The sequence below is a fragment of the Ruegeria sp. D1(2025) genome, assembly GCF_056536425.1.
Genome location: NZ_JBQFPO010000006.1, coordinates 200,871 through 223,371, shown reverse-complemented (window position 1 = coordinate 223,371; position 22,501 = coordinate 200,871). Strand labels below are relative to the sequence as shown.

At 57.5% G+C, this 22,501-nt stretch carries 21 protein-coding genes, 1 tRNA gene and 1 pseudogene; 12 read left to right on the top strand and 11 right to left on the bottom strand.

Annotated features, from left to right (window positions below):
- Positions 1-17 precede the first annotated feature (17 nt).
- Positions 18-926 (bottom strand): carbohydrate porin, encoded by a 909-nt coding sequence (locus tag ACR1XU_RS15750; protein ID WP_480909224.1) that lies wholly within the window; start codon positions 924-926, stop codon positions 18-20.
- A 708-nt stretch (positions 927-1,634) separates the two neighbouring features.
- Between ACR1XU_RS15750 and ACR1XU_RS15745 the strand changes: the two genes are divergently transcribed.
- The 4 genes and pseudogenes from ACR1XU_RS15745 to ACR1XU_RS15730 all read left to right on the top strand — a co-directional run bounded on the left by ACR1XU_RS15745 (position 1,635) and on the right by ACR1XU_RS15730 (position 5,429).
- Positions 1,635-2,261, top strand: a complete 627-nt coding sequence (locus ACR1XU_RS15745) for a hypothetical protein (RefSeq protein ID WP_480909221.1) — start codon at positions 1,635-1,637, stop codon at positions 2,259-2,261.
- Positions 2,262-2,536: 275 nt separating this feature from the next.
- Positions 2,537-2,944, top strand: a pseudogene (locus ACR1XU_RS15740) (adenylate/guanylate cyclase domain-containing protein); the annotation flags it as partial.
- Positions 2,945-2,998: 54 nt separating this feature from the next.
- Entirely contained in the window at positions 2,999-4,390 is a 1,392-nt protein-coding gene (locus ACR1XU_RS15735) for a hypothetical protein (RefSeq protein WP_480909255.1), read from the top strand.
- 553 nt (positions 4,391-4,943) lie between these two features.
- Positions 4,944-5,429: a hypothetical protein gene (locus tag ACR1XU_RS15730; RefSeq protein WP_480909218.1), complete on the top strand. Its 486-nt coding sequence runs from the start codon at positions 4,944-4,946 to the stop codon at positions 5,427-5,429.
- A gap of 46 nt (positions 5,430-5,475) precedes the next feature.
- Here the strand turns inward: ACR1XU_RS15730 and ACR1XU_RS15725 are convergent, their stop codons facing one another.
- Positions 5,476-5,643 (bottom strand): hypothetical protein, encoded by a 168-nt coding sequence (locus ACR1XU_RS15725; RefSeq protein WP_170611812.1) that lies wholly within the window; start codon positions 5,641-5,643, stop codon positions 5,476-5,478.
- Between the two features lie 141 nt (positions 5,644-5,784).
- Positions 5,785-7,005 carry an alpha/beta hydrolase gene (locus ACR1XU_RS15720; RefSeq protein ID WP_480908745.1) on the bottom strand — a complete coding sequence of 407 codons (1,221 nt, stop codon included), beginning with the start codon at positions 7,003-7,005 and terminating at the stop codon, positions 5,785-5,787.
- An 87-nt stretch (positions 7,006-7,092) separates the two neighbouring features.
- Here ACR1XU_RS15720 and ACR1XU_RS15715 point away from each other — a divergent pair, with 87 nt between their 5' ends.
- The gene (locus ACR1XU_RS15715; RefSeq protein WP_170682861.1) at positions 7,093-7,293 is read left to right on the top strand and encodes a hypothetical protein; all 201 of its coding nucleotides are present in this window, start codon (positions 7,093-7,095) and stop codon (positions 7,291-7,293) included.
- A 336-nt stretch (positions 7,294-7,629) separates the two neighbouring features.
- Here the strand turns inward: ACR1XU_RS15715 and ACR1XU_RS15710 are convergent.
- The 4 genes from ACR1XU_RS15710 to nadA form a co-directional block, all read right to left on the bottom strand.
- Positions 7,630-7,705 (bottom strand) — tRNA-Thr (locus ACR1XU_RS15710).
- A gap of 308 nt (positions 7,706-8,013) precedes the next feature.
- Positions 8,014-8,862, bottom strand: coding sequence for a carboxylating nicotinate-nucleotide diphosphorylase (gene nadC, locus ACR1XU_RS15705; RefSeq protein WP_480812857.1), 849 nt, complete (start codon positions 8,860-8,862; stop codon positions 8,014-8,016).
- A complete protein-coding gene (locus tag ACR1XU_RS15700) occupies positions 8,859-10,424 on the bottom strand; it encodes an L-aspartate oxidase (protein ID WP_480908746.1) in 1,566 nt (521 codons plus the stop codon). The genes nadC and ACR1XU_RS15700 overlap by 4 nt, the downstream gene beginning before the upstream one ends.
- Positions 10,425-10,432: 8 nt before the next feature.
- On the bottom strand, positions 10,433-11,485 hold the full coding sequence (gene nadA, locus ACR1XU_RS15695; RefSeq protein ID WP_480908747.1) for a quinolinate synthase NadA: 1,053 nt from the start codon (positions 11,483-11,485) through the stop codon (positions 10,433-10,435).
- A gap of 332 nt (positions 11,486-11,817) precedes the next feature.
- Here nadA and ACR1XU_RS15690 point away from each other — a divergent pair, with 332 nt between their 5' ends.
- The 7 genes from ACR1XU_RS15690 (at position 11,818) to ACR1XU_RS15660 (ending at position 18,915) form a co-directional block, all read left to right on the top strand.
- A complete protein-coding gene (locus ACR1XU_RS15690; RefSeq protein WP_480908748.1) occupies positions 11,818-13,344 on the top strand; it encodes an ABC-F family ATP-binding cassette domain-containing protein in 1,527 nt (508 codons plus the stop codon).
- A gap of 188 nt (positions 13,345-13,532) precedes the next feature.
- Positions 13,533-14,513: a biotin synthase BioB gene (gene bioB / locus ACR1XU_RS15685; RefSeq protein WP_170611795.1), complete on the top strand. Its 981-nt coding sequence runs from the start codon at positions 13,533-13,535 to the stop codon at positions 14,511-14,513.
- A complete protein-coding gene (locus tag ACR1XU_RS15680; RefSeq protein WP_480908749.1) occupies positions 14,510-15,643 on the top strand; it encodes an 8-amino-7-oxononanoate synthase in 1,134 nt (377 codons plus the stop codon). Before bioB ends, ACR1XU_RS15680 begins: the two co-directional genes overlap by 4 nt.
- Positions 15,640-16,260: a dethiobiotin synthase gene (gene bioD, locus ACR1XU_RS15675; protein WP_480812852.1), complete on the top strand. Its 621-nt coding sequence runs from the start codon at positions 15,640-15,642 to the stop codon at positions 16,258-16,260. Before ACR1XU_RS15680 ends, bioD begins: the two co-directional genes overlap by 4 nt.
- A complete protein-coding gene (gene bioA / locus ACR1XU_RS15670) occupies positions 16,257-17,540 on the top strand; it encodes an adenosylmethionine--8-amino-7-oxononanoate transaminase (RefSeq protein ID WP_480812851.1) in 1,284 nt (427 codons plus the stop codon). The genes bioD and bioA overlap by 4 nt, the downstream gene beginning before the upstream one ends.
- Positions 17,540-18,160, top strand: a complete 621-nt coding sequence (locus tag ACR1XU_RS15665; protein ID WP_480908750.1) for a pimeloyl-ACP methyl esterase BioG family protein — start codon at positions 17,540-17,542, stop codon at positions 18,158-18,160. The genes bioA and ACR1XU_RS15665 overlap by 1 nt, the downstream gene beginning before the upstream one ends.
- Positions 18,157-18,915: a methyltransferase domain-containing protein gene (locus ACR1XU_RS15660; protein WP_480908751.1), complete on the top strand. Its 759-nt coding sequence runs from the start codon at positions 18,157-18,159 to the stop codon at positions 18,913-18,915. The genes ACR1XU_RS15665 and ACR1XU_RS15660 overlap by 4 nt, the downstream gene beginning before the upstream one ends.
- A gap of 36 nt (positions 18,916-18,951) precedes the next feature.
- Here ACR1XU_RS15660 and ACR1XU_RS15655 read toward each other — a convergent pair whose 3' ends face one another.
- Genes ACR1XU_RS15655 through ACR1XU_RS15640 form a run of 4 tightly spaced genes read right to left on the bottom strand, consistent with a single transcriptional unit; the run spans position 18,952 to position 22,476 of the window.
- Positions 18,952-19,695 carry an ABC transporter ATP-binding protein gene (locus ACR1XU_RS15655; protein WP_170679020.1) on the bottom strand — a complete coding sequence of 248 codons (744 nt, stop codon included), beginning with the start codon at positions 19,693-19,695 and terminating at the stop codon, positions 18,952-18,954.
- Positions 19,692-20,558: an ABC transporter ATP-binding protein gene (locus tag ACR1XU_RS15650; RefSeq protein WP_480812848.1), complete on the bottom strand. Its 867-nt coding sequence runs from the start codon at positions 20,556-20,558 to the stop codon at positions 19,692-19,694. The genes ACR1XU_RS15655 and ACR1XU_RS15650 overlap by 4 nt, the downstream gene beginning before the upstream one ends.
- Positions 20,555-21,469, bottom strand: coding sequence for an ABC transporter permease (locus tag ACR1XU_RS15645; RefSeq protein ID WP_170611779.1), 915 nt, complete (start codon positions 21,467-21,469; stop codon positions 20,555-20,557). The genes ACR1XU_RS15650 and ACR1XU_RS15645 overlap by 4 nt, the downstream gene beginning before the upstream one ends.
- Positions 21,466-22,476, bottom strand: a complete 1,011-nt coding sequence (locus ACR1XU_RS15640; protein ID WP_480812847.1) for an ABC transporter permease — start codon at positions 22,474-22,476, stop codon at positions 21,466-21,468. Before ACR1XU_RS15640 ends, ACR1XU_RS15645 begins: the two co-directional genes overlap by 4 nt.
- Positions 22,477-22,501 lie beyond the last annotated feature (25 nt).

The following is a 22,501-nucleotide window of genomic DNA, read 5'->3' as shown; positions in this document are numbered from 1 at the left end:
CCATTGCGGCCTAGCTCTCAGAGATTGATCCGCAACCGCAAACCGAAAACCAGCGGATCGTTCGTGTTTGATCCTGGGTTATTGAGATACTGCACATCAGCAGTCAAGGCCAGGTTGTCGGCAAGATCAAGGCGATAGAAGGCTTCAATGGTTGTCTGGTTGGGCAGACCCGGTGTCGTCAGTTCTGCAACAGTGGCAGCGAGGCCGAAGAGGTCGTCGTAGGCGCCCGGCCGCCACAACAGGCCCGCATTGACAGCCCGCTTTGCCAGCGCCCCACCACCATTGGACCAGCCCAGTCGCCCGAAGATCATCACTTGGCTATCGAATGTGTAGTTGGCCGAAAGCGTTACTCCGTAGGTTTCTGGCACGCCAGCTTGGGCCCGTTCGTCGGTGTGGAACAGTCCCAGATGCACATTGGTCAGAAAGCGTTTGGAGCGCTCAGGTGTCCAGCCGATCTCGGCATATTTGTAAAACTCGGCCCCGTCAGGGAACCATTCGACATCCGTGAGTGAGCCGTTGGCGTCGGAAGCCAAACCGAGCAGGTAAATCTGGTCGGTCAGGTAGCCTCCGCCAGCAATACCAAAGCCCGGGTCGGGGATCGGCAGAACCGGGCTGAACAGGATCGAGAAGTTGGAAAAGGTCGTCCGCGGGTTCACGTATCCAAGGATGTCCGAGTAGTCCCCCGGGTCGATCCGGCCCACGGCAAGTCCAGCGCGACCACCCGCGAGAGCCTGCTGCCAATAAGCGACGGACAGAGTTGTGTCTGTGTCACCGAAAGTCAGCCCAGTAACGCCCTGATACCCGATCTGCGCAGGCAGCGCCGAAGGCGCAATGGTCTGACCAAGCTGGTGCCGGTTTTCCAGAATGAAGACGAGACTTCCTGGGTTCTCGCCAGCTCGGTTTGCCAGCTCCCAAGTTCCGATCATTCTGAGCTGGCCAGAGGCAGCCTTATCTTGGCCGTTCAAACTGTGGGAACTGTGCTGATACATCGCCTGATAGTCAAAGCTGAGGGCAAGTCCTGTGTTTTCCCTTAGACGACCGAGCGCAGTTTCAGCCGGATCGATGGTTCGGTCCAAGCCAGGCCAACGCGAGTTCTCTAGTCTACGCAGACGGTCAGTTTCCTGTTGTGCACTGGCAGACCCGGGTCCGCCAAGAGACGCTTGGGCTGCGGCTTCAAGTTTGGTCGAATCCTGAGCAGTTGCAGGGCTGTTCAATGACAAGACAGCAATAATGAGGCTCAGTACAAGCGCGAGGCGCGAGACTCGGTATAGAAACATCAAAAGGCCTTCACTTTTTGGCTTTGACTGTCTTTCTCGCAAAAACCCCCAGAGGCACCGGATCGAAAAACTTAGCTTCAATCAATTTACCCTTCTATGTAACCACCGTCACTCGGTAAAACTATAGTCGCCGGGGCTACGAAGTAGGACCGAAGAACCAGATTGAACGACTGGCATTCCTTGAGTGACCTAGGTCAGGCTAGCTCCGGTTTAAGTCCGACCGACTGCCGACGGGCCAGGTTGTCAGAACATGTGTGGCTTTTCGCTGAGCCGTTGCATGCTAAAAGTGCCTTCGAAAAGCATGACCAACTGGTTTGACCGCTTCTTTGTCGGACCAAGACTGTTCCAGAGGTCACCATGGCGATTGAAATAAAGATACTCGGCTTAGTTCATCTGGACTCCGCCTTCAACCTGGCCACACAAACGTTCGCGGAAGCAAGCACGCTTCATCGCGCTCTGAAGATCGGACTGAACGAGTACAAGGAATATCTGCGCGATCCCTTCGAGTTGATGGTGAAAGAAGGGCTGTCAATTGCAGCGACAGACAGCCACTCGGGCCATCTTGTGGGTTGCCTCATCGTTACTGATTTCGCTCGACAGCTCGTCGAAGAAACCAATGATGACCCCAGATTCTCGTCCTTATCGGCCCTTACAAAAGACCTGTGTCGCCAATACCAGAGTAAGAGGGATGTATCTTTTGGAGAAGCTATTCTCGTGGATATGGCGGCGGTATCGAAAGAAGCCGCTGGGAAAGGTGTCTACCAGAAGATGCGGGCTGCCGCGCATAACCTTGCCCGAAGCCAAGGGTTTCAATTGGTAATGGGAGAATTGTCATCCGCAGCAACCCAACATGTTGTTTTGGAATTGCTAGGCCACAGAAAGATGGCAGAAATCGCCTTTGCAGAATTCCAGTTCGGTGAAGAGCATCCGTTTCAAGCAATCAAAGAGCCACCAAGCATCATTCTTTCAGAAGGCAAGCTGTGATGGTTTGGCTCATGCCAGCGTTTAAAATCGAGTCAGTATATCCCGCATTTGCGCAAATTTACTCGCGACGGCCAATGTCCGCATTGGGCAGGGTACGGTCGAATGCGCTTGCGGCATTGAGGCTGTCCAACTGTGGCAGCACTGGGCTCGATGCTGTCATTCACGAAATCGCAACCGACGTCCGCTCTGCGGACAGAGTCGACATTCGAAGCTGCTCGTTAACGCGCATAGAAAAATCTCACCATTAGGCTAAACTCAGTCACTGAGAGGTTCTGATGGAACGACGGTTGGCCACAATCCTCGCTGCGGATGCTGTCGCATATTCAAGGCTAATGGGCGAGGACGAGGAAGCGGCTCTGGCCGAACTGACGGTCTGCCGGGAACTGATTGACGCGCAAATTTCAAGCCATGGCGGTCGGATCTTCGGTAGTGCCGGGGACAGCGTGGTGGCTGAATTTTCCAGCCCGGTCAAAGCGGTACAGGCGGCATTGGCTGCACAGGGGGATATGGCCCGGCGCGCCGCGGAAAGCCCAGGGCCCAAAGGGCTGCAGTTTCGCATTGGTATTCATCTTGGTGATGTAATGGTCCGGGGTGATAACTTGCTGGGTGATGGGGTCAATGTTGCTGCGCGGCTCGAGGCCTTGGCGCCCCCCGGCGGGATCGTTGTATCGAAACCGGTTGCCGAAATGGTCATAGGAAAGCTGGATGTCGAGTTCGGGCATTCTGGCATCCACGAGTTGAAGAACATCACTCGAAGCGTGGAACTCTGGACTTGGCCAGCGGACAAGGCGGTTAAGCCGGCACCGCGGCGTGATAGTCGAAAATTGGGCGCCGTGGTTGCTGCAGCTGTTCTGGCGCTTGCAGGTTTGGCGTACCAGTTCTACCCAAAAGAAGAGGCCTATGCCCTGCCAACCGGACCAAAGGTGCTGATCCTACCCTTCGAGAATGTCGGCGGCGGTCCGCAGGACGACTATTTCAGCGATGGCCTGACCCGCGATATTAACGTGATGCTCGCCAAGTTCACTAACCTGTTCGTATTGGCGCCAGGGGCCGGCAAGGCATTCAGAGAAAATGCGGGCTGCCAAGCGATCCGCGATGAGCTGGCTGTGGATTACATACTGGGTGGCACGGTGCAGCGTTCTGACGACAAGCTTCGCGTCACCACCACGTTTACCGATGCAAAAACTTGTCTGCAGCTTCAGGCTCCTGGCCCCTTTGAAAGCGACCTGAGCCTTGCGAGCGTTCTGGACGTGCAGGTGGAAGTCGCCAGCAAGATTGCCTCGCTTATCGGATCGAGCGATGCCCCATTGTTCAAGGCCGATGTTCTGAAAACGATCCGCGAAAAGGCGCCCGAAAGCCTCGATGCATATGAGTGCTTTATGACCGCACACTGGTTTTATCAGACCTTTGCACTGCCCGAGCACCGAAAGGCACGCGATTGTCTGCTGCGGACCGTGCGGGAAGAGCCAGGCTATTCATTGGGTTGGTCGCGCCTCGCGTACAACTACCTTGATTCAAAAAAGAACTCTTACGACCTTGATCCCGATTGGGCTCAGAAAAGCTTTGACGCGGCTCAACATGCCATCGAAGCAGATCCCGATAACCCAGATGCATATTACGCACTGGCAGTACGGAGCCGGTTGCTGGGTGAGAGCATGGATGTCTACCGTAAACATGCTGAGCGTGCGGTGGCACTGAACCCGAATGACTCTTGGATTCTAGCTGATCTGGGTATTTTCTTTGCCTATTCAGGTGATTTTGAAACGGGGTTGGCATGGATCGACCGGGCACGGGCGCTCAACCCAAAACTGCATTCGGGCTATACCTATGCGGCGCATCTGGATGCTATTTCTCGCGGTGATTACGAGGAAGCAATCAAAATACAGTTGGCTGCGGCGGGTAGATTGCCCATGAACAAAGCAAGTCTTGCGGCCAGCTATGCCCTAAACGGGCAGCAAATGAAGGCTGAAGAGACCGTAGAATATATCAAACAGCAGTTCCCCGAATACCAGTCAGATCCGCGTGCACCGTTTCGCGCACGTGGGATGCCCAAAGAGCTTATTGACAAAATAATGGAAGGCCTGACCCTTGCTGGCTACCCGGTGCAACCGGAAGAGGCCACCAAGTGATGATACCGCGTGATCTTCAAACCAGCTATGATTTGCGGGCTTGCCGATCCTGTACCGAACGTCTGCTTCGGGCGGGTATCGTTGAAAAACTCCAGTTTTGGCCAAAACCGGTGAAAAAATACACATTGAGAGGCGGTTGAAGTTTTGGGCCAGGGGGTCGGCCAAAGCATTGGTTCCGCTATGGGGCACTTCTGACCGCCGGAGAGGCCGTTCTCTAGTGCTGACGGCGTCCGTAGGACTGGACCGTTGACGAGTCGTTCCGGGGGCTGACGGGGGTCGCTGGTGCTGGCGGATTGGGGGGGGGGCGGACGTTCAATCCTAGTGCTGCGAATGACTGATGGGAGCCCAATGCGGAAAGGATGTGCAATCTACCCAGACGCGGAGCACTACCTTGAGACAGGTTGCAGAATCGTACAACTGCACAGGTACGCTGCTGGCGCAAATAAGTAGGTGGGGTCTTCATATTGACGTATGTCAATACATGACAAAGTGTTTCTCATTAATCTGGTTTTCCAAATACCGAAGCTCGGAGAATGATCTAGGAGAGCCGGAAATGAAGCTTCTACCCATCGCCGCGACAATTGCCACTCTCTTGATTGCAGGATGCGAAACTCCATCTCCAAAGACAACCGATTCAATTGGAAATCAAGGAACAACGAGCCTGGTACCAACCGTTCCAGCGAATCGTTCAATGGTTGTATTTTTCCGTGGAAACGAATTTGCAGGCAGCGCAAATATCTATAGGGTCTTTGTAAACGGTAATGCTGTGGCAGACATGTCTATTGGTACACGCCATGTGCAAGAAGTCAGCCCCGGAACGGTAAATTTGAATGCTGAGACTGTGGCGAGCGTTTTGAACGTAGGACTTGGATTGGTGATTATGGAGAAACCTCAATTACAGCTTCAGGCGAAGGCGGGTCAGCTCTATGTAATCGAAATCGATCCCGGATTTGCTGGCGGTCCTGTATTCAAACAACGCGACAGCCAAGCGCTGTCCAGCACTCAGGGATACTCACCGGCTAAAGCTCCGTCGCAGTAACTCTTTCAAACTGTCCCATTGGTGCTGACGTCAGACAAGCTTCAGCTCAGTCATCGTCGGGCCTCCACGTCCAGAGGACCGCCAGCAGAACCAGCGCCGAGACAGCGGGATGAGACCGAGACACCACCCAGAGCATCGTCGTCAGGACAGCCTTGGGCGGTGGGTGCAAAAGAAAACCCCCGACGAGAACGCCGAGGGCAGACAAGTACTTCATGGATCAAACTCCTGCATTTGCTTCTTTATTTAGATGCAGGAGGTTGCTCGGTTTTTAGGGGGGGCGGACATTCAGATTTATTGCGGGAATGACCAAGTTGCGGACGAAGGAGCCATTGCCTCCAGCCGCGCGCCTTATCTGTCAGGCATCGAGAAAACCCCGGAGCGCCTGGATAAACACATCGAATGTTGGGTGGCCAGGGACAGGCAGGTGGTTCGCGCTTTCCAACACCAACAGCTCCGAGCCGGGAATGCCTGCAGCAAGTTTCTTCGCCTGCACCAAGGGATGTATTGAATCTTTACGACCTTGAATGATCAGAGTCGGGCATTCGACATTCTTCAATACATCGATGATTGATGCATTGTTGGACCGGTCGCGGTGATCGAGCATGAATTTCTGAGAGGCGCTTTCCTGCATTAGTCCCACCATTTGCCGCACGCCTTCGGCCGGACCCTCGGGAAAATAGGCCGTGAGAAAGGCAGTGGCGATCCCGCCTTTATGCTGGTCCCAACCTGCCTCCATCATAGCCTTCAAGACCTCGGGCTGGCCTTGCGCCTCACGAATCCCGCGGCCCTCTGCATACCCGCCAACCATGACAAGGTGTGTGAGCCTCTCAGGATGCGTTGCAGCGAATAGGACGGCTGGCAAACACGCACCAGATTCGCTCATGAGAGCAAATCGGTCTAACCCGGCGGCATCGGCAACGGCGACCATATCCTCGACATTCTCTTCGATGCTAAGCGCTTCATCCAACGCCTCCGACAGACCCGTTCCGGCCCAGTCCATTTGAATGAGCGTACGACCCTCTCGATAGGCATCATAGCCATCTCGCAAGATCGGTATGTGCCACGCCTTCTCCTTGCTAAGCGGCGGACCATCAAGTTGAAACAGCGGTGGCCCGGAACCGGAAACAAGATAGGCCAAAGAGTGCCCGCGCTTTGAGATCGTGTATCGCACCTTGGGAGCCATTGGTTTTTCCAAATTTGGGCGGTCGGTGGCGTCGCCGCCTGTAACAACAGCAACCATTTCCAGACCTCGCCCGTGATGTGTCCGAATTACCTTCTGCTGCTTTCCGTTGTCTCCAATCGCACGGCGTGCTGCAGCGATCCGGGCGCTGACGGCACTTTCGGAAACGACGCGTCCGCCCCAGACGGCGTCAATGATCTCATCTTTGGTCACTAATCTTGAAGGGTTCTCCGCCAGAAGCCGCAGCAAATCGAAAACTTGCGGTTCGATGGCAACTTCCAGACCGGCGCATTTCAGTCGGCGGCTGGCAGTGTCGAGTTCGCAATCTCCAAAACGGTAAAACAATGAGACAAACCTTTGATCCAAGATGATCTTTGAAATTCTAGACAAATCCAAATGAATTCACAGGGATTTCTAAGGGCTGTCTTCAAGCGAAGATCTTTTACCCCTGTCACAGTGGCAACAGGAACAAGGAGAAAGACGATGAATGCCCCTTTTGATACCGCCCTGCTCAAGCATTTGCCCGATCACCTATCCCCGCTGACCGAAGCTGATCGCGCTGCCGAAAAACTATCGCGTCCCTATCGCCCACCGTTCCATGAGTTCGCGGCGCAGGTTTTCTCCGCGGTGCCACGGCATCGAAAATCTGAGTTGCCACGAACTGCGGCAACTACGCGGCTGTGAAAATCGAAAGACCAATTTGGGCTCATAGCCGACGTACGCTGCTATCTGAAGCAATGACCGTTTGGAGCAATCTGCTGCACTTTCCAAAGTCTGCTTTCCGCGCATCTCTGCCGTTCGTGGCCAGCGCAGCAATTGCCCCTACTCCAGCACCTCATTTCCGTCGCGAGCAGCCGCACGCCTTTCGGCTAGGCGCAATTGATTTGATTGGGTTTGCAGCGGTCGTAGACCAGCTGTGGGCAGAGGCAGCGGCACGTGAAGCGGCTGGTGAAGCTCTCACGTTGTCACGTGAATTGCGCAAATCTGCTGCCGATACCCAGGCGCAACGCCTGGCGGAAGTGGTGCCTCAAGAGGGACTCGAACCCCCGACCTTGTCCTTACGAAGGACCTGCTCTACCAGCTGAGCTATTGAGGCTTTCAGGCCCTACTATGACCCTACTAGTTCTATGTCTTTGCCGTGAACTCTTTGGTTTCGCAAGTCATTCTCGCGGGGACCCGCTAATTACGAATGACGTGCTCTACCAGCTGAGCTACAGCGGCCTAGTTATGTTCGCCAAGCCCTGTATTGGGCCGGACTGTGACGGCCTTTTCTAGTCAATTCGAAGCGAACGTCAATCGGAGATGGGGCGTTTTGAGAAAAACTTGCGCTCCTCACTCGGATGTGGCCGCTGTGCTCTCGACCCTGTGTGGCCTGTTAGCTTTTTGAGACGGGATGAGCCCAGTTCAGAAATCCAGGCCTAGGTCGATTGTCCGGTAGGAATGGGTCAGCGCGCCGGAAGAGATATAGTCCACTCCGGTGGCGGCGATTGCTGCTACCGTTTCACGGGTTACGTTTCCCGACGCCTCGGTTACCAGACGTCCGTCGACCATCTCGACCGCGTTTGCCAGGGTTTCCACGGACATATTGTCCAGAAGAACCACATCCGCGCCACCGACATCCAGGACTTCGGCCAGTTGATCCAGGCGGTCGACCTCGATCTCGACCTTCATCATGTGTGAGGCACGGGATTTCGTAGCCCGCAGAACGGCGGCGATTCCACCGGCGGCGGCGATATGGTTATCCTTGATCAGGATTGCATCTGACAGGGAAAACCGGTGATTGAAACCGCCGCCGTGTAGGACGGCCTGTTTTTCGACCAGACGCAGGCCGGGCGTGGTCTTGCGGGTGCAGGTGATGCGCGCCTTTGTACCTTTGGTTTCCGCCACAAGGGCCGCTGTTTTTGTCGCCACGCCAGTCAAACGTCCGGCAAAGTTCAGCGCGACGCGTTCTCCGGACAGGATCGAGGCGGCGCTGCCCCTGATTTCCATCAGCGTTTCACCTTTGGCGCACCGCTGTCCGTCGGCAACAAGCGGCGTAATCTGAAGTGATGGGTCGACCAGACGGAAAGCCAGTTCCGCGACCTGCATTCCGGAAACAACAGCGTCTTCGCGCGCGTTGAGACGGGCCGTGTACTGCGTTCCTGCCGGAATAACGGTCAGGGTGGTGATGTCGCCATTGGAGCCGAGATCCTCCATCAATGCAGCCCGGACAAGGGGCTCCAGGATCATGTCAGGCAATGTCGGGATTGTCATTGTGGAACCTTTGCGATGCGGTCGCGCAGTGTCACGGCCTCGCCGAGTGTCAAAGCTGAGCGTTTACCGGGGCCGGGATCTGTCTGGGGAAAATCGGACCGAAAATGCGCGCCGCGGCTTTCTTCGCGCATCAGCGCGGCCGCGGTAATCAGGGTGGCGGTTGCGGTCATGTTCAGAAATGTGGCCGATGCCGCACTTTGTTTTTCGAGCCTGGCGATTTCGGACAGCGCTAGGCGCAATCCCTTGCCGTTCCGAACAACGCCCACGTAATCCGTCATGACCCGCCGCAGAGTTGAAACCGCCGGGACCTCTGTTTTCGGGTCACCTTTAGCCGGGTCAATCGAGACCTCAGGGCAAGGCTCCGCTGCCGTATTCGCTGCGATGTCTTGGGCGCAGGTGCGGGCAAAGACCAACGCCTCCAGCAACCCGTTTGAGGCGAGGCGATTGGCTCCGTGCAGGCCCGTGGATGCGGCTTCGCCACAAACCCAAAGCCCTGTGAGGGTGCTGCGCCCGTTAAGTTCTACTTCAACACCCCCCATGTGGTAGTGAGCTGCGGGCGTGACAGGGATCGGTTGGGAAACGGGATCCACCCCATTGCGAATACAGGCGTCGGTCACGGCCGGAAATTGCGTTGTGATTTCCACACCAATGGCCGCCCTTGTGTCCAACGCAGGCCGCTGTCCGGATTGCGCCTGCAAGTAAACTGCCCGGGCAACAATATCCCGGGGCGCCAGATCACCATCGGCATGAACCCCTTGCATGAAGCACTTCCCGGCTTTGTCGATCAGAACCGCCCCTTCACCGCGCAATGCCTCGGTGGCCAGCGGCGTTGGATCTTCGCCGACATCCATTGCGGTCGGATGAAACTGGACGAACTCAGCATCAGCTATTCGCGCCCCGGCGCGGGCGGCCATGCCGATCCCCTGCCCGCGGATACGCGCCGGATTGGTGGTTTGGGCGTATAGCCCCGCGGACCCGCCAGTCGCCAGAATGTGTGCGGCCCCGCGCAGAAGCACTGGTTTGGCGCCGTTGTCGGCAGCAGCAGTCAAGTAGACGCCGCTTACATGTTTGCCGTCGCTTTCCAGCCCGATGGCCTGAACCCCTTCGATCACCTGAACCGACGGGGTCCGGCGCAATTCGGCAATCAGAGCGCGCATGATTTCCGCGCCTGCCTGATCCCCTTTCACCCGCACCACGCGCGCAGCGGAATGGGCGGCCTCGCGGGATTGAATATAGGCCCCGTCCGGCGTGCGATCGAAATCAGTACCCAGATCAGTCAGATCCAGAACATGGTCGCGGGCAGAGCGGGTCACGTATTCGGCAACCTCACGCAGAACGGACCCGGCCCCGGCAAGGATGGTGTCTTCGGTATGGGCTTCAGGACTGTCACCCGGAGCCATGGCAGCGGCGACCCCGCCTTGTGCCCATGCGGAACTGGCCCCTGACCCCAGCGGCTCGGGCGAAATCATGACAACGGGTCGTGGTGCCAGCTTCAACGCGGCGTAAACGGCGGCCAGCCCGGCGCCGATAATGACCACCCTTGGAGTCACAATTTCCTGCATCGGCTGGGTCAAATACCCAGCTTGCGGGACAGGTCGATCATTCGCTGCACGGACAACCGCGCCTTTTCGGCAATGCTCGCGTCAACCTCGACCTGACCGGTCATCGTGTCGAGTGCATAAAGCACCTTTTCCAGCGTGATCTTTTTCATGTACGGGCACATATTGCACGGCCCGACAAATTCGACTTCGGGCAATTCATCGGCGATGTTCGACGCCATCGAACATTCCGTGATCAGCAGTGCTTTCTCGGGCTTTTCTTCTGTGACATACTTGATGATGCCGCTGGTCGATCCGGAGAAGTCGGCCTCATTCACCACGTCCGGTGGACATTCAGGATGCGCAATCAGGCGCGTACCGGGATTCCATTCACGGAAATCGCGCAGATCGCTGGCGCTGTATTGTTCGTGAACGATGCAGGACCCTTCCCACCAGACCACGTTCTTTTGCGGCACGTCACGTGCCACATTCTGGGCCAGGTACTGGTCCGGCGTCATGATGACCGTTTCATTGTCCTGCGCGGCCACGATCTGCGCCGCGTTCGACGAGGTGCAGCAGATGTCGGATGCGGCTTTGACCTCGGCGGTCGTGTTCACATAGGACACAACCGGTGCGCCTGGATAGCGGCGGCGCATTTCCGCGATTCCCTCGGCTGTAATGGACTCGGCAAGCGAACATCCCGCCTCCATATCCGGCATCAGTACCGTCTTTTCCGGGCTGAGGATCTTGGAGGTTTCCGCCATGAAATGCACACCGCATTGCACGATCACATCTGCCTCGACCTCAGTCGCCTTGATCGCCAGTTGAAGGCTGTCACCCCCAAAGTCCGAGATGCCGTGAAAAATCTCTGGCGTCATATAGTTATGGCCCAGGACGACCGCATTCCGCTGGGCTTTCAGATCATTGATCGCCTTCACGTAAGGGGCATAGATCGCCCAGTCCGCCGGGGACACAACGCGGGACATGCGCGCATAAATGTCTGCCATGCTGGCGGCCAGTTCCGGCGATGGGCTGAGGTCATATTTTTCGGAAAGATGCGCGCGCTGCGCGGGTAGGTCGAACACGGGACTGTTTTTCTGCCTGATGACGTCGTGAAGCTCTGATTATTCGATTTTCTTCAGAATGGCTACCGTCAACGTGAACCGGCAAAACTGACCCAAATTTTCTGCGATGGATGGCCAAGGCGGTTGCCAATCGCCCGCAGTTTTCCTAGCCTGACGCAAAGGTAACAACCAACAAAAGGAGGGCACGAGCTGAACATGCGTATCATCCGCCGACTTCAGCACGGTCCCCGTTTCGCCCTGTAGATCCGTTTACAGGGCCGACCCGAGACACCTTTCATCGACGGTCTGCTCAAAGCCGCTGTGCGGCCATACCTTCTGGGTGCGAGATTTCCATGACTGTCATCAACATCAATGCCTTGGGCGTGAACCTTGGCGCGACTTTATTTTCTGACCTCAACCTGACCATATCAAAAGCCGACCGGATCGGTCTGGTGGCCGCAAACGGACGCGGCAAGTCCACGCTGCTTGCATGCCTGTCGGGCGACCATGAACCCACAACCGGAGAGGTTACCCGCGCTCGCGGCTTGCGGGCCGGACACGTAAAACAGGACATTCCGACCGGTGCGCTGGCGCACAGCTTGCACGATTGGGTCCTGGCGGGCCTGCCACCAGAGCAGGCGGACTACGAAAGCTGGCGCGTGGATGTCGTGCTGGATGAGCTTCAGATCCCCTATGAGTTGCATCACAGGCCGCTGCGCGATCTCAGCGGCGGATGGCGGCGCACTGCCATGCTGGCCGCGGTCTGGATCACTAGGCCGGACCTGCTGCTCTTGGACGAGCCGACCAACCACCTTGACCTTAACCGGATTGCGCTGCTGGAAAACTGGCTGGGCGCGCTGCCACGCGACGTGCCGGTTGTGATCGCCTCGCATGACCGGGCGTTTCTGGATGCCACGACCAATCGTACCTTGTTTCTGCGCCCCGAAAATTCCCGCGTGTTTTCGGCGTCATACTCATCGGCACGTGCAGCCCTTGCAGAATCTGACGCAGCCGATGGACGGCAGCAAGCCAATGAACTGAACAAAGCCCGGCAGCTTCGTCGTCAGGCGGCAAAACTGAAGAACGTTGGTGTGAATTCCGGCTCTGATCTGTTGCTGACCAAAACCAAACAGCTGCTACTAAGGGCCGACAAGCTGGAACAGGCAAGCGGTCACGTTCACCACGAACAATCTGCAGGCGATATCCGGCTGGCGAACAGCGGCACTCATGCCAAGGCGCTTGTCTTTTTGGATGATGTGCCTGTTCGCTCGCCAAACGGGCAATTGCTTTTCAAGACTGGCCGGAAGTGGATTGCGCGCGGGGACAGAGTTGTGATGCTTGGCGCGAACGGTGCTGGCAAGACACGTTTGATTCAGACGATACAGGCAGCTCTGGCAGGGGCCGAAGATGGCATCAAATGCGCAGCGTCCATTGTTCCCGGCTTTTCCGATCAGCATCTGAGCCAGCTGGATGATGCGGAAACTCCTTTGGCTATGGTGGTAGCACAGTTTTCCATCGGCGATCAGAGGGCGCGTTCGGTCCTGGCCGGCGCTGGAATAGACTACCAGATGCAAGACACGACAATTGGAGCGTTGTCCGGCGGCCAAAAGGCCCGGCTGGCGATGCTGATGCTGCGGCTAAAGGCACCTAACTTCTATTTGCTCGACGAACCGACCAATCATCTGGACATCGACGGGCAAGAGGCGCTTGAGGCCGAGCTGACGGAACATGGCGCAACCTGCCTGCTGGTCAGTCACGACCGAAGTTTTCTGCGGAATGTAGGAAACCGGTTCTGGTGGATCAAAAACCGGAAACTTGAAGAAGTAGACAGCCCTGACACGTTCCTGTCTGACCAAAGTCAAGGTGGCGCGGACGACTGAGGAACATACTATTTTGCGTGCGTTTCCACGGCGCGGCGCTGCACTGCAGCGCCGTGTTGGCTCGCAACGCGTTCAATTCGCTGGTTTTCACCTGAATGCCATTCCACATGGGAGATTCCAGTTGTAGTTTTTGGGTTTATCAATAATAAAAGCCGGAAAGACAGACGCCTAGGAAAAGTATCGATAAAATGGATCAATCGACCCCCACCTGGACCCGCGAGGCCGCGCAAGCCTTGTACGACATGCCTTTGATGGATTTGCTGTTTCGCGCTCAGACGGTTCACCGCGAAAACTTTGATCCAAACAAGATCCAGACATCCAAGCTGCTCTCGATCAAAACCGGCGGATGCGCCGAAGATTGCGCATATTGTTCTCAGTCCGCTCGAAACGGCTCGAAGCTGTCGGCGTCAAAACTGATTGAGGTTCAGCGCGTTCTGAACGAGGCGCGCAAGGCAAAGGATGGCGGCGCGACTCGGTTCTGCATGGGAGCCGCCTGGCGCGAGCCCAAGGAACGGGACATGGACGCGCTTGTGGCCATGGTAGAGGGTGTGCGCGACCTTGGCATGGAAACATGCATGACGCTCGGCATGCTGGACGACAACCAGGTCGTCCGTTTGCGGGATGCCGGTCTGGACTATTACAACCACAATATCGACACGTCCGAACGGTACTACTCCGAAGTGATCACAACCCGCACTTTCGCGGACCGGATCGATACGATGAACCGGGTTCAGGAAGCCGGAATCAAGGTCTGCTCGGGTGGCATCCTTGGCATGGGCGAGGAAATTCAGGACCGCGTCGATATGCTGGTGACGCTGGCCAACATGTCCCCCGCGCCCGATTCCGTGCCGATCAACATGTTGATGCCACAGGAAGACACACCGCTGGCCGATGCCAAGCCAATCGACCCGATCGACTTTGTACGCGCAATTGCAACCGCCCGCATCATGATGCCAAAATCCTACGTGCGTCTGTCCGCTGGCCGCAGTGAGATGAGCGATGAGATGCAGGCGATGTGTTTCCTGGCCGGAGCAAACTCGATCTTTGTGGGCGAAACCCTGCTGACCGCTGAAAACCCCGAGGAAGATACTGACGCAATCCTGTTTGCCAAACTCGGTTTGCAGGTCGAAACCGTGGCTGGGCAGAGCTGCGTGGAAGCGGCTGAATGAAGGCATTGGACCGCCTGAAATCCATGCTGGATGTTCTGAACAACCGGCACCGCTATAGGGTGCTCGCACCTCGTTGCGGCCTGGATTTCGCCTCCAATGACTATCTGGGGCTGGCGCAGTCTCCAATGCTGAAGGTAGCGGCGCAAGACGCGCTGGACCGCGGAGTTCCGCTGGGGTCCGGCGGGTCGCGCCTGTTGCGGGGCAACCACCCTGAGCATGAAGCGTTGGAACAGGAAGCCGCCGCCTTCTTCCAGGCCGAATCCGCCTTGTTCATGGGCGGTGGGTTTCAGGCCAATCAGGCGATCTTTTCCACCCTGCCCGCCGCAGAAGATCTGGTTCTCTATGATGCATTGATTCATGCCAGCGCGCATGAAGGCATGCGCATGGGCCGCGCCACTACACTGGAGTTTGCACATAACGATGTCGCCGATGCGCGGCGTGTAATCGCCGAGTGGCATTCGGCCGGAGGCTCCGGTCAGATCTGGATTGCCGTTGAAAGCATCTACTCGATGGAAGGCGACTTCGCGCCTTTGGCAGAATTGTCGGAGCTGGCCCGCGCCAATGACGCGATCCTTGTTGTGGACGAAGCCCATGCCACAGGCGTATTCGGCCCGCAGGGCAAAGGGCTGGCGCATGGCTTGAACGCGGAACTGCTGACGCTGCACACCTGCGGCAAAGGGCTTGGTGTTGCCGGCGGGTTGATTTGCGGATCAAGGGTGATGATCGACGCCCTGATCAACCGCGCGCGCCCTTTCATCTTTGCAACCGCCCCCTCCCCCTTTAACGCAGCGCTGGTGCGGGCAATGATCAGCGTGCTGAAGGCGGATAGCTCGCTAATTGATGCGGCGCAGGAACGTCTGCGGCATGCCCATGCAGAAGCACGGCGTTTTGGCGTGCCGAACGACGTTCTGAACAGCCAGATCATACCCGTCATTCTGGGGGATGACGGGCGAACCATGGAAATGGCGGCCACGCTGGCAGAACACGGATTCGATGTGCGCGGTATTCGACCACCGACCGTGCCGCGCGGCACTTCGAGGTTGCGTATCTCTATCACCGGCAATGTCAGCAAGGCGGAAATCAGCGCCCTGTTCGAAACACTGAACCGTTACCAGAGGAAAGCGGCATGAGCGCTGTCGTCGTGACAGGAACCGACACCGGTGTCGGCAAAACGGTCTTCGCCGCAGGCCTGACGGCGGCGCTTGGAGCCAGCTATTGGAAACCAGTTCAATCCGGGTTGGAGGATGCAACCGACAGCGAAATCGTTGCAACTCTCTCGGGGGCTGAAGTGCTGCCGGAAGCCTATCGGTTGAACATGCCTGCATCTCCGCACCTATCCGCCGAAGATATGGGTGTCGAAATCGACCTGTCGCAGCTTGCACTGCCGGAGGTAGACGGCCCGTTGGTTGTTGAGGGCGCAGGCGGGGTCATGGTGCCGCTAAACCGCAGGCATTTCTTTCTGGACCTGTTCACCCACTGGAAGGCGCCGGTGGTGCTTGTCGCGCGTACCGCGCTTGGAACGATCAACCATACGACCCTGTCCCTGATGGCGCTGCGCACCGCGGGCTGCACCGTGGTTGGCGTGGCCTTTATCGGCGATGCGGAACCCGAAGTAGAACAAACTATCGTCGAAATGTGTAACGTCCGCCATCTGGGCCGGCTGCTGCTAATCGACGATCTGTCACACGACACGCTGTCAGCGGCCTTTGAAGCCATCGATGTCAACGCTATCCGGAGCGTCCTGTGACCCCGCTGGAATTCGACGCACGCCATCTTTGGCATCCCTACACCAATGTGTTGAACCCCGGCCCGATGCACCTCATCACCGGGGCCGAGGGCGTCTGGCTTACTCGGGAAGACGGCACACAGATGATCGATGCCATGTCGTCATGGTGGTGTGCAGTTCACGGGCATCGGCACCCTGCCATTATCAGCGCAATGCAGGATCAGCTGGCGCGAATGCCGCATGTCATGTTCGGCGGCCTGACCCACGAACCCGCCGTGGAACTGGGCCGCAGGCTGATCAGCCTGTTGCCGGATGGTCTGGACCGCATTTTCTACAGCGACAGCGGTTCGGTCGCGATCGAAGTCGCACTGAAAATGGCTGTGCAGTATCAGATGGCCATGGGTCGTTCCGAGCGCACGGAATTCGCCACCATTCGCGGCGGTTACCATGGCGACACCTGGAAGGCGATGAGCGTTTGCGACCCCGTCAACGGTATGCACGGGCTGTTTCGGGGCGCATTGTCGATACAGCATTTTTTGCCCCGCCCACAGATCACTTTGGATCAGGACTGGTCTGACGACACTGCCCTCAATGGCCTTGGCGCACTTGAGGAGTTGCTGGAGACCAAAGGCAATCGAATTGCCGCACTGATCCTGGAACCGGTGGTTCAGGGCGCGGGCGGCATGTATTTTTATCACCCGGTCTGGTTAAAGCGCGCGCGGGCGCTATGCGATGCATACGGGGTTTTGTTGATTTTCGACGAAATCGCCACAGGCTTCGGCCGCACCGGTGAATTGTTTGCGATGCATCTGGCTGACGTCGTGCCGGACATTCTTTGCCTTGGTAAAGCGCTGACAGGTGGTCATATCACTCTGGCGGCCACGGTCGCCACTGAACCTGTGGCTCGTGGGATCGGTGAAAGCGAAGCCAGTGTGCTGATGCATGGCCCGACGTATATGGCCAATCCCCTGGCCTGTGCCGCCGGTGCTGCAAGCCTTGACCAACTGTCCCGGCGCGACTGGCGCGCCGAGGTGCACGCAATCGCACAGCAGATGGCACATGAACTCGCCCCCGCGCGGAATTTGCCCGGAGTGGCGGATGTCCGGGTTCTGGGCGCAATCGGTGTCATCGAGATGGAGAATTGGGTTGATCCCTCTATCGCGCACAGGAAGGCGCCGGAAACCGGTGTCTGGCTGCGCCCGTTTGCGCGGAATATCTATTGCATGCCACCCTACATCATCTCACCGGACGAGTTGAGCAAAGTCACCGCTGCGATGGTGGCGTTGGCCAGGGAATCGTAATGAAACGCCAGTGGTTATCCCGGTCGGAACAATCATCGCTGATCCTTGTTTTTGGTGGCTGGGCGCTGGGTGCGGCCCCGTTTGCAGAACTGACGGGACAGGACGATGTCCTGCTGGTGGATGACTACCGTCACTTGGATGATGCCCTGCCCGAACTCGCGCAATATGACCGCGTTGATCTGATTGCTTTTTCTTTCGGTGTCGCGTCCGCCGCGCATTGGATGGCAATGACTGGCTTTTCACCCGCGCGTCTTGTCGCCGTCAGTGGAACGCTGTCGCCAGCGGATGAGGAAACCGGAATAGCGCCCCAAATGATACGCGCGACAGCCGATGGCCTTACGGCAGACAGTTTTTCGAAATTTTGCCGTCGCGCCGGTTTGCAAGGCCCCGCTCCTGCCCTGAACATCGAGGCCGCGCAGGCTGAGCTGCATTGCATCATTGATCGGGGTCCAGCCCCGGAACGTGCCTTTGATCGCGTCTGGATACCCGAAAAGGACCGGATCATCCCGACCGGCGCCCAAAAGGCAGCGTGGGCGCGGCAAGGCAAGGCTGTTCGCCCCGTCTCGGGGCCACATGTTCCGTTTCGGGCCGGGCAAAGCTGGGCGGAGTGGATCACATGATGGCGCATTTGACAGACCGGGTTCAGCGTAGCTTCAGCCGTAGCTTTGACACCTATCACCAGGCCGCGGGTCCTCAGGGGCGGATCGCGGAGCGACTGGTAACGGACCTGCGCGATTGCGGCGCGCCGGGTCACTTTTCCTCAGTCCTGGAACTTGGCTGCGGTACCGGGCTTTTGACACAAAAGCTGCGCGAAGCATTTGTCATTGGGGACCTGACCCTCAACGATCTGGCGCCCGAAGCCGGGCTGACTGCACAAACGGCCGCCGCCACGTTCCTATGCGGGGACGCGCTGCAGGTAGACTGGCCCGACCGGCCTGATCTGATCACCTCTGCCTCAATGATCCAGTGGCTGGCGGATCCGGCTGCACTTTTGCGCAGAGCCGCAGACGCGCTTGCGCCGGGTGGTTGGCTGGCAGTCTCGGGCTTTGGCCCAAAGCAGTATCATGAGCTTGCTCAAATCGGCTCGTCCGCAGGGGCACCGGGTTTGTGCCGTTCCGAGGATCTGGTTGCTTCAGTCCAAACTAAAATGGAACTTGTGACATCGGGCGAGCATGTGCAGCAACTGCACTTCGCGTCACCGCGTCTTGCGCTTAAACATCTGCGCCAAACCGGGGTCAACGGGCGGGCCAAACAGTTCTGGACCAAATCCGATCTGTTGCGGTTTTCAACAGATTACACCCGCCGGTTCGGGACCGACGCCGGCGTACCCTTGACCTATCATTCAGTCTGGATCGTCGCACGAAAACCGGTCTAAGTCACCTTTGTGCCCGGACCGAACAAGACAGATGGCCTAGATGTAGGAATTGGCAATCAATTGCTGGGTATAGGCATGATGGGCGGATCTGCTTCGCAGTTGCTCGACGCTCAGATGCTCGACGATCTGGCCAGCATTCATCACGGCAATGTGGTCACACAAATGCCCGACAACCGCCAGGTCATGGCTGACCATAAGATATGTCAGGGATCGCTCGGCGCGTATGTCCGTCAACAGGTTGAGAATCTCGGCCTGAATTGAAACGTCCAGCGCGCTGGTCGGCTCGTCCAGCAAAAGCACATCCGGCTCGGCCGCAAGCGCCCGTGCAATTGCAACCCTTTGGCGTTGGCCGCCTGACAGCTGATGCGGATACCGAAAACGAAACCTGTGGCCCAGATCCACATTGGCCAGAAGATCCTCGATCCGGCGGTCAATGTCGGTCATGCCGTGCAGACGCAAGGTTTCAGACAGAACCTGATCGACGGTCTGGCGGGGGTGAAGCGAGGCATAGGGGTCCTGAAAGACCATTTGAACCGTCTGATAAAACTCGCGCGAGCGATGTCGGCCCAGTTCGGCACCGTTGACATGCATTCTGCCGGACCAGCCGGGTACAAGGCCGGACAGCGCCCGCAATATTGTCGACTTGCCCGAACCGCTTTCGCCGACAAGGCCCAGGCTTTGCCCTTGTGCGACAGAAAGCGAGGCGCTGCGCACGGCGTCCACCCGATCCCTTCCCGTTCCGAACCAGACGTTCAGATTGTGTATGTCAATCATGCTCATGACTTGACCTGTCCGCTGACTGAAGGCGCATCGGCCCAGGCTTCGTCCCTGTTCAGAACCGCAAGCCGTTCATGTGGCTCATCCAGACGGGGCAAGGCATTCAGAAGTCCCTGAGTATATGGGTGTTTGGCCTCAGACAGCTTGTCGGCATCGCAGACTTCGACAATGCGCCCCGCAAACATGATCAGCACCCGGTCGCAGAATTCGGCCACCAGGTTCAGATCATGGCTGATAAAGATCAGCCCCATTCCACGCTCGCGCACCAGATCGTCCATGATATTCAACACCTGACGCTGGACCGAAACATCCAGCGCGCTCGTCGGTTCGTCGGCAATCAGGATCTCGGGATTTGCGGCCAGCATCATGGCGATCATGATCCTTTGCCCCATGCCGCCGGACATCTCATGCGGATAAGCGCGAAGTACCCTTTCCGGGTCTCGGATTGCAACGGCGTCCAGCATTTCCAGACTGCGCGTTCGGGCAGTGGAATGCCCGGCGCCGGTGGATTGGCGATAGGCCTCGATCATCTGCGCACCGATGGTCATCACGGGGTTCAGGCTGAACTTGGGATCCTGCATGACCATGGAAATCTTGCTGCCGCGAACAGCGCGCATCTTGGGTTCGGACAACCTCAGCAGGTCAATGTCGTGCAGCTTGATATGGTCCGCCTCGACAAGACCCGGGCTGCGCACCAGGCGCAGGATTGCCCGCCCAGTCATGGACTTCCCGGACCCGCTTTCGCCGACGATCCCCAGTCTTTCCCGCCCAAGGCTGAAACTGACCCCGCGCACTGCGTCGAACACGCCCCTGCGGGAAGGAAACCGAACCCAGAGGTTCTGCACATCCAGCAATTGTTCGCTCATCCCTGGCCCCCTTGTTTAGGGTCAAGAATGTCACGCAATCCGTCGCCCAGCAGATTGAAGGCGAGCGATACGATGAATATCGCCAGCCCCGGCATGGTGGCGACCCACCAGTGATCCAGGATGAAACGGCGCCCCTCGGAAATCATCGCACCCCATTCCGGGCTGGGCGGTTGCGCGCCGAGGCCCAGAAATCCAAGACCGGCTGCCGCAAGAATGATCCCTGCCATATCCAGCGTGACCCGAACGATGAGTGAACTGATGCACAACGGCCAGATGTGGCGCGTGATGATCCGGAACGGACCGGCCCCTTGCAACCTTATGGCGCTGATATAGTCCTGCGATCTGATCGTCAGCGTCTCGGCCCGAGCCAACCGTGCATAGGGCGGCCAGGCAGTGAGCGATATTGCAAGAACTGCGTTTTCGATCCCCGCGCCCAGACCGGCCACAAAGGCCAGTGCCAGAACCAGCCGGGGAAAAGCCAGAAATATATCGGTAATCCGCATCAGGACGAGGTCGGCGATTCCGCCGACATATCCTGCCACGGTGCCAACCAGAAGCCCAAGAACCGGCGCGATAAGAGCGACAAGTGCAACGATGTAAAGCGTTATTCTCGCACCGAAAATCAGGCGGCTGAGGATATCACGCCCGAGGCTGTCCGTCCCCAGCAGATGTCCTTCTGTCCCAAGCGGAAGCAGACGTTTGCCAAGGTCCTGAACATACGGATCATGCGGTGCCAGAAGTGGCGCGAACAGGGCGGTCAGGACCAGCGCCACAATGATGACCAAACCGATCATAGCCATGACATTGCCGCGCAACGTGAGCCATCCGTTATATATGGAGGCGAGGCGGGCCTGTACCCTGCTTTCCGGTTCTTCCGAGAGAAGCCATTGTCGTAGCGTTTGAGTGGTCATTTGGCCCTCGGGTCCAGAACTTTGTAAAGCAGATCGCTTGTGACGTTCAGCAATATGAAGCAGAAGCCGACAACCACGGTTCCACCCAGAACGGCATTCATGTCCGCACTTAGAAGCGCAGTGGTGATATAGCTGCCGATGCCTGGCCAACTGAAGATGATTTCGGTCAGCACGGACCCTTCCAGCAATCCCGCATAAGACAGGGCTATGACGGTGATCAGTTGCACACGGATATTGCGGAAGGCGTGACGCCAGATAACGATACGTTCGGGCAATCCTTTTACACGGGCGGTCAGGATGTATTCTGCGCTGAGTTGCTCCAGCATGAAACTGCGGGTCATGCGGCTGATATAGGCCAGCGAATAATAGCCCAGCAGCAGCGCGGGCAGGATAATATGGCTGACGGCATTCCAGAAGACCGTCATGTCGCCGGCAATCAGGCTGTCGACAAGGATCATACCCGTACGCGTCGGCACGATGTCCTCGTAGAAGATATCCAAGCGCCCCGGGCCACCGACCCATCGCAACTTGCCGTAGAATATCATCAATCCCATCAGGCCCAGCCAGAAGATCGGCATTGAGTATCCCACCAACGCGATGAAGCGGGCGATCTGATCGATCCAGCTACCCCGGTTGACGGCCGCGACAATGCCCAGCGGCACGCCGACCAGAATACCCGCCAGAACACCCAGGGTGGCCAATTCCAGTGTTGCGGGAAAAACCCGCTTGATATCTTCAATCACTGGGCGCGCGTTAAGATAGGAAATTCCAAAATCCAGCCGGGCGACGTCGGACAGGTAGTACCAGAACTGGACAAGCAAAGGCTTATCCAGCCCGAGCATTTCATAAGTTTCCTGATAAACTTCCTGCGTGGCGCGTTCACCCACTATCGCTATCACCGGGTCGACCGGCATCACCCTTCCGATGATGAAGGTCACAAATAACAATCCCAGCATCGTCACCAGAATCGATCCGATCGTCAGAACGGTTGTTTTTAAGACGTGCATGAGAGGCGCGAGCCCGCGCCTCTCG